Origin of the sequence: Rhodoferax sp. (assembly GCF_018063565.1) — a bacterium.
Classification (GTDB): domain Bacteria; phylum Pseudomonadota; class Gammaproteobacteria; order Burkholderiales; family Burkholderiaceae_C; genus Rhodoferax.
Genome location: NZ_JAGPBB010000052.1, coordinates 17173 through 27748 on the forward strand (window position 1 = coordinate 17173; position 10576 = coordinate 27748).

The following is a 10576-nucleotide window of genomic DNA, read 5'->3' on the forward strand; positions in this document are numbered from 1 at the left end:
CTTCAGTCCAACGGCGGGTTGGTAACCAGAAACATCGGGTTCAGCCAGTTGGGCGGGACCTGGCGCACCTTTCGACTGAGGTAACGCACATGGGTGGTCTTGTGGTTGCTGACCTGATCGGTCAGTACCATCTCGGTCACCAGAGCCGGCGCGGCCGCGTCGTCAAAGACAAAACGCGCCTGTTTGGCCAGTTTCTCGGACAGGACGTAAAGATCCGCCTTGAGCGGCTGGTGTTTGACCCTGCCCAGCCAGAGTTCGATGCGCTGGTAGGTCACCCCTTTGCGCCGGGCGCTCAGGCTGAGGTGCCAACAGGGTTGCGCCGGCACCTGCGCACTGGCCGCGCAGGATTCTTCGCCAAGCAGCTTGCCGGTATAGTCATCGGCCCAGCTCAGCGTGGCGATGTCTCCGGTCGAGGCATCGCCGAGCAGTTTTTGCATCGGTGTGATACGCAGGGGGCGCTGGCTTTGCGGCATCAGCAACCAGAAGTCATCCCCCAGCATCAGCACCTTCTGGCCTTGCTCTGCCGGGCTTTTCATGAGTACCAACGACTGGCGCTGTGCCTGGACAAACACGGTGTAGCGGCGCTCCTTGTCCGGGCTGCCATCGGCGTTGACCACATTGATCTGGGTTTCGACCTGCAGGTTGTCGGCACTCATGCGAAAGCGATCGGCCGCCTTAAGCATCTCGCTTGCGTCCTGCGCCTGCGCGGTCAGCACGCTCATTGCCAGGCCAAGCCCGGCAAACAGGCAGTAGGTCATGGATAGAACTTTCATTTTTTAATCTTTCTGGCCTCTAGCGCATACTGGTCAAGCGCTTTTAGCTACTATTTTGATAATCTTTTGCCTATGCGATCGCCGGGGGGTGTCAGTCAGGTATGGCTCAATGCATCGACCACCGGCATGTGGACGGTCTTTCGAGCCACCCAGACCGATGCCAGCACCGTGAGCAGCACCATGCTGCCCATGGTGATCAGGTACATGATCGCATCGAAGGTGACCAACAGCGGGTACCCCTTGGTTTGACCTGGGGGTGGCGGCATTTCAAACGGCACCACCAGAAGAAACACGGTGACGGCCAGCGCCAGCAGTGCACCTGCCACCGCGCCAACGCCACCGAGCACCATGCCCTCCAGTCCCAGCGTGTGCAGCAACTGGCGCGGCAGTGTCCCCATGGCGCGCAAGGTGCCGATCTCACGGGTGCGCTCAATGATCGCCATGGCCATGGCATTGGTCACGACGAACACCACGATCACCCCGATGATCAGGCCGAGTGCGCCAAAGATCCGGTTGTACAGATTGCGCACCGCCTGATAGAAGAAGGCCAGTTCCAGCCAGCTTTTGACCTTGAGCTCGGGATGCGCCGCCGCCCAACGCTGAAGCGCCGGCTCGGTGTTCTCCATGCGCGCCAGAAACACGCCCAGGCTGGAGACGCGCGGCGAGTTCAACAGTTTCTGTGCAGTGGCAACGTCGGTATAGACAAAACGCAGATCCATCTCGGGAACACCGGTTGAAAACACGCCTTTGACCTGCACGTCCATGGCGTTGAGCGCACCGTCAGCGGTACTGGCCAGCAGTGTCAGCCTGCTGCCCGGTCTGGCTTTGAGGCTTTTGGCAAGGCCTTCGCCCAGCATCACCTCGGCCGACTGGCTGTTGCTGCCGAGCACTTCACCCGCTGTGACCGACAGGAATGGCCCCCGGACGGCAAACTCGCTGTCGGGGTCGATCCCGGTGGCCATCATCACCGTGGATTTGTCACCGTTGCTGATCAGGCCGCTGAACTCGACCCGTGGCAAGACCTGGCGCACCTCAGGGTCGGCCAGCAGGCTGTTGCGCAAGGTGTCGGCGTTGTCCAGCCCATGCTGCAAAGGAGTGTCCTCGTCTTTGTCAAACTGCGCCGGGTTCGCAATGACCAGATGGCCGGTGCTGCGCGCCGCCATCTCGGCCAGCCCCTGGTAGGTTGACAGGGCAAAGCCACCGGCGAGCAAGATGGCAGCGGTACCCAAGGCGGCAATTGACACCGTCACCAGTGAGCGGCGGCGGTTGCGCAAACTGTTTTGCACCGCAAATTTGAGCCACATCAGTTGCATAGCAGCCTCCCGTCACACAGGTTCAGAATCCGGTCGCAGCGCGCACTCAGGCGGCTGTCGTGGGTGGCCATCACGAAGGCGGCACCTTCAGCATGACCCAGCTGGCGCATCAGGTCCAGCACCTGATCGGCGGTGTGCGAGTCCAGGCTCGCGGTGGGTTCGTCGGCAATCACCAGTTTGGGGCGCTTGACCAGGGCGCGCGCAATGGCCACGCGCTGGCGCTGCCCGCCCGACAGGGCGTCTGGCCGATGTCGGGCGTGCGCCTGCAAACCGACGGCTTCCAGCTGCGCGTCGACACGCCAACGGCGCTCTGAAGGCGGCACACCAGCCAGGAACAGCGGGTAATCGACATTTTCATGCACGGTCATCACCGGCACCAGATTGAAGCTCTGGAATACAAATCCCAGGGCGTCGCGCCGCAACAGGGTGCGTTGCACCTCGTTCAAGCCGCGCACCGGCTGCTCACCGAGCAGGATGTCGCCCGAGTCGGGGGTATCGATCAGGCCACACAGGTTGAGCAAGGTGCTTTTGCCGCTGCCCGAGGGGCCGGTCAGCGCCAGCAATTCACCACGCTGCACCGTCAGATCAACGCCCTGCAGTGCCGCAATCACATGGGCGCCCATGCGGTAGGTCTTGTGAATGCCGCGCAGCGCCAGCACCGCTTGGTTGGCTGCGGCGCTCATGATGTCTGCTTGCCTAATTTGGCGCGCGCCTGGGTGGCCTGCGGTGCGCCTGCCTGTACCAGTGCATTGAAGTACTTGCGCGCATCGTCCTTGCGGTCGTCCTTGACGGCCTGCTCAACCGCCGCCAGCCAAACCTCGCCACGAAACGCCAGCGGCGCGGCCGCCAGCAAGGGGCTGTTGGCCACGTCGCTCAAAAGTTGCTTGCCACGCACACCGCGGTTCATGAAGCCCGGTACCGCCAGAAAAGTCGATGCCGCCACAAATCGCACCTGCAGCGCGGCGGGTGCCTGCTGTGGCAGCGCGGAGTTGTGTGCTTCGCCCAGCAAGGCCAGCGCCTTGTCCAGCTGGGCCAGGCCATCTTCGGCAAAGCGCATCTTATGCCATGGCAACCAGGTGGTGGTGGCACGCAGGGTGGTACTGGCACCGGCATAGGCCAGCAGCACCGGGTTGATGGGCTCCGCCTTGAGCAACAGAGTGAAGGCATCAGCCGAGCGCTCGATGGCGGCCGCATTGCCAGCCCGGGCCTGGGTAAAGTCACTATAGGCAGTATCAAACGGGCTTGCCGATGCGACACCCGCGCTGGCACCGAGTGCCAGCACCAGCAGGACATGTGCCAGCTGGAAACGACTTCGACAAAAGACAGGAGATTGCGGCATGTTGGGCTCCGGAAAGAAAGGGTTAAGGGATGGCTTGGGGCGAACTCTACGGACCGCCAACGGGCCGCGCAGCGGCGATGCGACGAAATGACCCGATCTGGCGCGAAATGCGTTGCCGCCAGCGTGAGCTGCAGCCACCACCGCTGCCCAGAGCACGATCACGGCGGGCATGACATGTCCCACAACACAAAAGCGACACCTCGTCAGCAAAGTGCACAGTTTTCATGGGAAGATGGCAGCCAACACCATCGCCCCGACCCGCCATGCCTGCCCTATCGCCCGACACGATGCTGCCGCTGTTCCCACTGGGTACCGTGCTGTTTCCTGGCGGGTATCTCCCCTTGCAGATTTTTGAGGTACGTTACCTCGACATGATTGGCAAGTGCCACAAAAGTGGTGCGCCTTTTGGCGTGGTCACCCTGCACCATGGCGATGAAGTGCGCCAGGCACCCAGCGCTTCGCCCGGCGGCGAGCGCTTTGCCCAGGAGCTTTTTCATGCGATCGGCACGCTGGCGCGTATCAGCCACCTCAGCCGTCCCAAGCCGGGGCTAATGCTGATTCAGTGCACCGGGCAGCAACGCTTTACCGTGGCGCAGCACGAGTTGCTCAAACATGGCCTGTGGGTGGCGCAAGTACAAACACTGGCCGATGACCAGCCGGTGGCGGTGCCGCATGACCTGGAGCCCGTGGCACAAGCGCTGCAGCGGGTGATCTACACCCTGCAGCTGCAAGGGACGTCTCCCGACCAGATGCCGATACAAACCCCTTACCGGCTGGATGACTGCGCCTGGGTGGCCAACCGCTGGTGTGAATTGCTGCCCATCAACCTGGCGCTCAAACACCAGCTGATGGCGCTGGACAATCCACTGGTCCGGCTGGAACTGGTGAGTGACTTGCTGGAGCAGCACGGCATACCCACCTGACCCCCTGAGACCCCCACCGTGCAGCCGTCGTCTGCCGCACCAGCACGGACAATGGGTCCGCGCGATTGGCATCGAAGGGGCTTGCACAATGGTTTTTTTTGGCCCATGATTGGCGCTGCTCTCCCACCCAACCCGACTTCATCATGAGTATTCGTTACGCCAACGTCATCAACCACTTGCCCGAGACCAAGATGCGTCTGTACCCGACCAAGGTCATCAACATCATTGGTGGCCCGGGCAGTGACAAGTCTTTGTTTTCAGCGGCCATCGTGCTGCACTTGAGCCTGCGCGGCAAAACGGTGGAAACCATTCCGGACTATGCCAAGTCGCTGGTGTGGCAGCAAAACTTTGAGGTACTGAAAAACCAGTATTTCATTGCCCAGCGCCAGTTTGAGATGCTCAACCTGATCGACGGCCAGGTGCATTTTCTGATCACCGAGTGCTCGCTGCCGCAGGTGCTCTTTTACAACGAGAACTATGCCGAGAACATCTGTGACGTGGCCAAAACCCGCGAACAGATCCTGGAGTGGTACCGGCAAAACGACAACATCAACATCCTGGTCAAGCGCGGTGACAAAAAATATGTGCGCAGCGGCCGCTTTCAGGACGAGGAGCAGGCGCGTGAGGTGGATCAGGGGCTGCGCGAGATACTTGACCGCGAGCACCTGCCCTACACCGAGTTGCCACCCGACATCACGGTGATCAACGCCTTTGCCGAGACGCTGCTGCTTTAGCCCTGCAGAATCGGGCGCAGCCCGGCGGGCAGCCAGGCACCCAGGCGCTGGTTGATCTGTGCCTCGTGGCGCTGCCACCAGATGCCCAGCGCCACCACCCCCAGGCCCAGCAGTGTCAGCACAAACGGGAACAGCAGGCTGTCACCAAACACCTTGTGCGACAGGTAGCCCAGGTAAATCGCCACGCCCAGCCCGCCAAACACGGTGAACACACGCCGCCCCAGTGCCGCACCGGCAAACACCAACACCAGGTTGATCAGACAGTACAGCGCCTTGCCCAGTTCGGAGCCAGAGTCGCGCAGGCTCAGGCCACCCCAGAACATCAGGGTGCCAAACAGGTACAGCCAGAAGGCGTAATCCTGCCGCCATTCAGGCTCGGTGGCGCGGCGGCAGCGCACATCAACCCACATGGCGATAAACACCGTGGCAATGCCAAACACCAATGACACATCGCGCACAAAATGCCAGTCCCAGGTGCCCACGTCGGACCACAAGGCGTTGGCCACGTCCATGTTCATGTACCACAGCGTGACGGCAATGGGCATCACCATGAACGGCAGGCGGTAGCGCCACAACATCACCACCCCGGTGGCCAGGGTGACGAACTCCAGCGTCAGCCAACGCCAGTTGATGTGGGTGTGGTAGGCCGAGAAACTGTCGGGCCCGCCCGGTGGCCACCAACCCATGATGTGTTGCACACACCACACCAGCAGCGGCACCAGCACCACCGCCAGCGTGGCCAGAATACCCGCAGGCACCGGCAGCGCACGCTGCTTGAGGTGGTCGGCCACCTTCAGACAGGCCACCAGGTACCCCAGGGTGATCAGCGCCAGGCCCCAGGAGCCAAAGGCCTCCCAGCCCAGTGTCATGAACAGGCTCATGGCACCAATGGCCACCATGCCGCCAAAGTAGTACAAGGTGTTGGTAAAACTGAAGCGCGGCCCGGCCAGATGCGCCGCTGGCAACGCTGCCGCCGGCGTGGCTGCCTGCCGCAGCGCCGCCCAGCGCGCCCACAGATCACGCGCCTGCGTGGCGGTGATAAGGCCGTCTTGCACCGCCGCCGTCAGGTCTGACTCGTGCAGCACAACCACCGGGGCGGATGCCGCATCACTGGCGGCTGGAGATACAGGACGATCTGACATGGGGCGATCCTGAAAAAAGGCGTTGCAAACGGGATGCTCAAGTATGGCACGGGCGCAACGCCCAAACCAACAGCAACGCCCAACACATGCGGCCCGGGCCGGTTCCGGGGCGGTGCACCCCTAAAATCAACCGCATGAGCCACCCCACCCCACCTGCCAACACCAGCGCCGCCCACAACGCAGCCACTGACACCGTCAAACCCAGCAATTTTTTGCGCCAGATCATCGAAAACGATCTGGAAAACGGCACTTACGCCCAGCGCCGCTGGGCTGGCAGCCCGGGCGACGCCGCCCACCATGCCGCTGGCGCGCCCGACCCGGCCAAAATCCGCACCCGCTTCCCACCTGAGCCCAATGGTTACCTGCATGTGGGCCATGCCAAAAGCATTTGCCTGAACTTTGGCCTGGCACGCGACTATGGCGGCGTATGCCACATGCGCTTTGACGACACCAACCCCGAAAAGGAAGACACCGAATACGTCAACAGCATTCTGGACGCGGTGCAGTGGCTGGGTTTTGACTGGAACGCCAACGGCACCAGCCACCTGTACCAGGCCAGCGATTACTTTGACTTCATGTACCGCGCAGCGGAATACCTGATCGAAGCCGGCCACGCCTACGTGGACGAACAAACGCCCGATGAAATGCGCGCCAATCGTGGCGACTTTGGCAAGCCCGGTGTCGACAGCCCCTACCGCAGCCGCAGCCCGGCCGAGAATTTGGAGCGTTTTCGGCAGATGGCGCAAGGCCAGCATGATGATGGCGCTATGGTTTTGCGCGCCAAAATCGACATGGCCAGCCCCAATATCAACATGCGTGACCCCGCCATCTACCGCATCAAACACGCCGAACACCACAACACCGGCAACAAGTGGTGCATCTACCCGATGTACACCTTTGCGCACCCGATTGAAGACGCGCTGGAGCAAATCACCCACAGCATCTGCACGCTGGAGTTTGAAGACCAGCGCCCGTTTTACGACTGGCTGATGGACCGCCTGTGTGAAGGTGGGCTGCTGGCCGCCCCTGCGCCGCACCAGTACGAATTTGCCCGGCTGAACCTGACGTATGTGATCACCAGCAAACGCAAGCTGGCCGCGCTGGTGAATGAAGGCAAGGTCAACGGCTGGGACGACCCACGCATGCCCACCATTGTTGGCCTGCGCCGCCGCGGCTACACACCCGCTGCGTTACAAGCCTTTGCCGAGCGTATTGGCGTGACCAAGAGTGACAGCTGGATTGACTACGCCACGCTGGAAGGTTGCCTGCGCGAAGACCTGGAGCTCAAAGCCCACCGTGGTTTTGCCGTGCTGAACCCGTTGAAACTGGTGCTGACCAACTGGGACGAAGTCATGGGCGCCGGCCACCTGGAACCCTGCACCCAACCCGCCCTGCCCCACCCGCGAGAGGGCGTTGAGTCGCCCACACGCCATTTCACCATTGGCAAAGAGGTGTGGATCGAGCGCGAAGATTTTGAAGAAGTGCCACCCAAGGGCTACAAACGCCTGTTCCCTGGAAACAAAGTGCGCCTGAAAGGCGGCTACGTGATTGAGTGCACCGGCTGCAGCAAAGACGCCGATGGCAACATCACCGAAGTGCTGGCCACCGTGGTGCCCGACACCAAAAGCGGGACCCCCGGCAGCGACAGCGTCAAGGTCAAAGCCGCCATCACCTGGGTGGGCGTGGCTGATGGCGTCAACGCCGAAGTGCGCATGTACGACCGCCTGTTTCTGGATGCCCAGCCCGACGCGGGCGGCAAAGACTACCTGGAAAGCCTGAACCCGAACAGCCTGAAAGTCATCACCGCGATCGTCGAGCCCTCGCTGGCTAACGCCGAAGCGGGCCAGAACTTCCAGTTTGAACGGCATGGGTACTTTGTGGCGGATCGGCTGGATCATGTCACTGGCTCCAAACCTGTGTTTAATTTGGCGGTGGGGTTGAAGGATAGTTGGGGGAAGTGAACCCCATGAAGGGTTTTCAGGAATCTTGGGCGGTTCATTCTCATCGGTAAATACTGCACTATTTCACAAATGCAACCCCACCCCATCCTCCACTTCTGGTTCACCGAGCTGACCCCCAGGCAGCACTTCGCCAAAGACGCTGCCTTGGACGAAGCCATCCGCACCCGCTTCGGTGCCACGCTGGAGGCAGCTGCGCGGTGTGAGCTGTTTGCCTGGCGCGCCACGCCAGAGGGGCGGCTGGCAGAAATCATTGTGCTGGACCAGTTTTCGCGCAACGTGTACCGCGACACGCCCCGCGCCTTTGCGCAGGACGCCTTGGCCCTTGCACTGGCGCAAGAGCTGGTTGCCAGCGGGCAAGACCGCAGCTTGGCGCCAGCGCAGCGCAGCTTTGCCTACATGCCCTACATGCACAGCGAGTCCGCACTGATTCATGAACAAGCAGTTGCACTGTTTTCGGAGCCAGGGCTTGAAGACAACCTTCGTTTCGAACATGCGCACAAGGCCATCATCGACCGCTTTGGCCGCTACCCCCACCGCAACACCATTCTGGGCCGCAACTCCACCTCGGAAGAGCTGACGTTTTTGAGTGGGCCGGGGTCTTCGTTCTAGATCTTTGTCTGCGTTTGCTATTGTTCCAGTCACTGCTAGCCCAAGTTCTGCGGGCGGTCAAAGTCTTTTTTGTTGATTTTTCCAGAAAACCCCAAAAAGGGTATGATCCACCCCAATATGGGTACGATAATGAATCCAGCTGAGTCAACTTCACTTGCAGACGCACTTTTCCCCAAGGTGCGACAGCGGATATTGGCTGTGTTGTTTGGTGCTCCTGACCGGAGCTTTTACGCCAACGAGTTGATTACGCTTGCCGCATCAGGCACGGGTGCGGTGCAGCGTGAGCTGGCCAGTTTGTCAGAGTCCGGGTTGCTCACCGTCAACAAACAAGGCAACCAGAAACATTACCAGGCCAACGCCAACGCACCGGTGTTTGCCGAACTTCGCTCGCTGGTGCTCAAAACTATGGGGTTGGCCGATGTATTGCGCAACGCGCTGAGCCCGTTGACGGCGCAGATCGACTTTGCTTTTGTGTACGGGTCGGTAGCGCGCCAGCAAGATACCGCTCAGAGTGATGTGGACGTCATGATCATCAGCGCCAGCCTGGGTTACGGCGAGGTGTTTGCTGTGCTTGAGCAAGCGGAGGTGTCGCTCGGGCGCAAGGTCAACCCCACGCTTTACTCGCCCTCAGAGTGGACCAAACGCTTGGCGCAAGACAGCGCCTTTGTCACCCGCGTGGTGCAGCAACCCAAAATTTGGCTGATCGGAACCGAGGAGCAGTTCCATGCACCCAGCACTTGATAACTTGTGTGGCCCCGGCAAGTCGCTCAAGGCAGAAGCCCCAGACACAAATGAACTTGCAGGCTTGATCCGCACCGGCTTGGCGCGCCTGCAAGATGCGCGCAACCCAGCCCTGGCGCTGGAGAGCCAATTCGACCTGGCCTACAACGCTGCGCACGCACTGAGCCTGGCCGGGTTGCGGCGCATGGGCTACCGCGCCAGCAATCGCTACATCGTGTTTCAGGTGCTTCCACACACCTTGGGACTTGGCCCCGAAGTCTGGCGTGTGCTGGACAAGTGCCACAACACACGTAACCTGGGTGAATACGAAGGTTTGCTGGAGGTGGATGTCCGTCTGGTCGCGGACTTGATTACCGCTGCCGATGCGATCGCCAAAGCGATTCAGAAGTAGACTGGTCAAGTGCCGCACCTCCGCTACCGTTTTTGCAGCTTCATACAGAGACCGCATGGCCCCATCAAACAACCAACCCTTCGTGATCGGTGTCGCCGGGGGTAGCGGCAGTGGCAAGTCAACCGTCACGCGCCAGGTGCTGGCATCCATCGGGCCGGACATGGCCACCGTGGTCTATCAGGACGACTACTACCTGGACCAGTCCCACCTGTCGCCCGAGGCACGGCGCAAAACCAATTACGACCACCCGCAGGCGTTTGACTGGCCGCTGATGGTGCAGCACCTGCAGGCGCTGCGCCGTGGCGAGCCGATTGAAATGCCGCGCTACGACTTCACGCAAGACAACCGCGCCAGCCAGACCCGCACGGTCAAACCCGCACCGGTGATTGTGGTGGAGGGCCTGTTTGCGCTGTATGACGCTGACCTGCGCAAAATGATGTCGCTGAAAATTTATGTCGATACCGCGCCGGATGTGCGTTTTATCCGCCGCCTGCAGCGCGACATGGCCGAACGCGGCCGCAGCGCCGAGAGTGTGATCAACCAGTACATGGACACGGTGCGCCCCATGCACAAGCAGTTCATCGAGCCCACCAAACGCCACGCCGACGTGATCCTGCCGCACGGCGCCAACGGGCCGGCAGTGGACATCA

At 61.2% G+C, this 10576-nt stretch carries 12 protein-coding genes; 7 read left to right on the top strand and 5 right to left on the bottom strand.

Annotation, left to right across the window (positions count from 1 at the left end):
• Positions 1-2 precede the first annotated feature (2 nt).
• The 4 genes from KBF66_RS12610 to KBF66_RS12625 all read right to left on the bottom strand — a co-directional run bounded on the left by KBF66_RS12610 (position 3) and on the right by KBF66_RS12625 (position 3425).
• Complete coding sequence (locus KBF66_RS12610) at positions 3-773, bottom strand: outer membrane lipoprotein-sorting protein (protein WP_296657141.1); 771 nt, start codon at positions 771-773, stop codon at positions 3-5.
• 95 nt (positions 774-868) lie between these two features.
• Positions 869-2086 carry an FtsX-like permease family protein gene (locus tag KBF66_RS12615; RefSeq protein ID WP_296657143.1) on the bottom strand — a complete coding sequence of 406 codons (1218 nt, stop codon included), beginning with the start codon at positions 2084-2086 and terminating at the stop codon, positions 869-871.
• The gene (locus KBF66_RS12620; protein ID WP_296657148.1) at positions 2077-2769 is read right to left on the bottom strand and encodes an ABC transporter ATP-binding protein; all 693 of its coding nucleotides are present in this window, start codon (positions 2767-2769) and stop codon (positions 2077-2079) included. The genes KBF66_RS12615 and KBF66_RS12620 overlap by 10 nt, the downstream gene beginning before the upstream one ends.
• A complete protein-coding gene (locus KBF66_RS12625; protein ID WP_296657152.1) occupies positions 2766-3425 on the bottom strand; it encodes a hypothetical protein in 660 nt (219 codons plus the stop codon). The genes KBF66_RS12620 and KBF66_RS12625 overlap by 4 nt, the downstream gene beginning before the upstream one ends.
• 287 nt (positions 3426-3712) lie before the next feature.
• Here KBF66_RS12625 and KBF66_RS12630 point away from each other — a divergent pair, with 287 nt between their 5' ends.
• The gene (locus KBF66_RS12630) at positions 3713-4348 is read left to right on the top strand and encodes an LON peptidase substrate-binding domain-containing protein (protein ID WP_296657156.1); all 636 of its coding nucleotides are present in this window, start codon (positions 3713-3715) and stop codon (positions 4346-4348) included.
• 143 nt (positions 4349-4491) lie between these two features.
• Positions 4492-5082, top strand: coding sequence for a hypothetical protein (locus tag KBF66_RS12635; RefSeq protein ID WP_296657160.1), 591 nt, complete (start codon positions 4492-4494; stop codon positions 5080-5082).
• Here the strand turns inward: KBF66_RS12635 and KBF66_RS12640 are convergent.
• Positions 5079-6224: a DUF2157 domain-containing protein gene (locus KBF66_RS12640; protein WP_296657164.1), complete on the bottom strand. Its 1146-nt coding sequence runs from the start codon at positions 6222-6224 to the stop codon at positions 5079-5081. The two genes, KBF66_RS12635 and KBF66_RS12640, sit on opposite strands and share 4 nt — an antisense overlap.
• 134 nt (positions 6225-6358) lie before the next feature.
• Between KBF66_RS12640 and KBF66_RS12645 the strand changes: the two genes are divergently transcribed.
• The 5 genes from KBF66_RS12645 to udk form a co-directional block, all read left to right on the top strand.
• Complete coding sequence (locus KBF66_RS12645) at positions 6359-8185, top strand: glutamine--tRNA ligase/YqeY domain fusion protein (RefSeq protein ID WP_296657167.1); 1827 nt, start codon at positions 6359-6361, stop codon at positions 8183-8185.
• A 69-nt stretch (positions 8186-8254) separates the two neighbouring features.
• Complete coding sequence (locus tag KBF66_RS12650; RefSeq protein WP_296657172.1) at positions 8255-8794, top strand: DUF924 family protein; 540 nt, start codon at positions 8255-8257, stop codon at positions 8792-8794.
• A 129-nt stretch (positions 8795-8923) separates the two neighbouring features.
• The gene (locus KBF66_RS12655) at positions 8924-9535 is read left to right on the top strand and encodes a transcriptional regulator (RefSeq protein WP_296657176.1); all 612 of its coding nucleotides are present in this window, start codon (positions 8924-8926) and stop codon (positions 9533-9535) included.
• On the top strand, positions 9519-9926 hold the full coding sequence (locus KBF66_RS12660) for a hypothetical protein (RefSeq protein ID WP_296657180.1): 408 nt from the start codon (positions 9519-9521) through the stop codon (positions 9924-9926). Before KBF66_RS12655 ends, KBF66_RS12660 begins: the two co-directional genes overlap by 17 nt.
• A 55-nt stretch (positions 9927-9981) precedes the next feature.
• Positions 9982-10576, top strand: a 595-nt coding sequence (gene udk, locus KBF66_RS12665; RefSeq protein ID WP_296657184.1) for a uridine kinase, incomplete at its 3' end; no start/stop codon positions are given.

Coding starts and splice junctions, on each gene's coding strand:
- KBF66_RS12660 (WP_296657180.1), top strand. CDS start 9,519: ATGCACCCAGCACTTGATAACTTGTGTGGCCCCGGCAAGTCGCTCAAG.
- KBF66_RS12615 (WP_296657143.1), bottom strand. CDS start 2,086: ATGCAACTGATGTGGCTCAAATTTGCGGTGCAAAACAGTTTGCGCAAC.
- KBF66_RS12630 (WP_296657156.1), top strand. CDS start 3,713: ATGCTGCCGCTGTTCCCACTGGGTACCGTGCTGTTTCCTGGCGGGTAT.
- KBF66_RS12625 (WP_296657152.1), bottom strand. CDS start 3,425: ATGCCGCAATCTCCTGTCTTTTGTCGAAGTCGTTTCCAGCTGGCACAT.
- KBF66_RS12655 (WP_296657176.1), top strand. CDS start 8,924: ATGAATCCAGCTGAGTCAACTTCACTTGCAGACGCACTTTTCCCCAAG.
- KBF66_RS12650 (WP_296657172.1), top strand. CDS start 8,255: ATGCAACCCCACCCCATCCTCCACTTCTGGTTCACCGAGCTGACCCCC.
- KBF66_RS12610 (WP_296657141.1), bottom strand. CDS start 773: ATGAAAGTTCTATCCATGACCTACTGCCTGTTTGCCGGGCTTGGCCTG.
- KBF66_RS12635 (WP_296657160.1), top strand. CDS start 4,492: ATGAGTATTCGTTACGCCAACGTCATCAACCACTTGCCCGAGACCAAG.
- KBF66_RS12640 (WP_296657164.1), bottom strand. CDS start 6,224: ATGTCAGATCGTCCTGTATCTCCAGCCGCCAGTGATGCGGCATCCGCC.
- KBF66_RS12645 (WP_296657167.1), top strand. CDS start 6,359: ATGAGCCACCCCACCCCACCTGCCAACACCAGCGCCGCCCACAACGCA.
- KBF66_RS12620 (WP_296657148.1), bottom strand. CDS start 2,769: ATGAGCGCCGCAGCCAACCAAGCGGTGCTGGCGCTGCGCGGCATTCAC.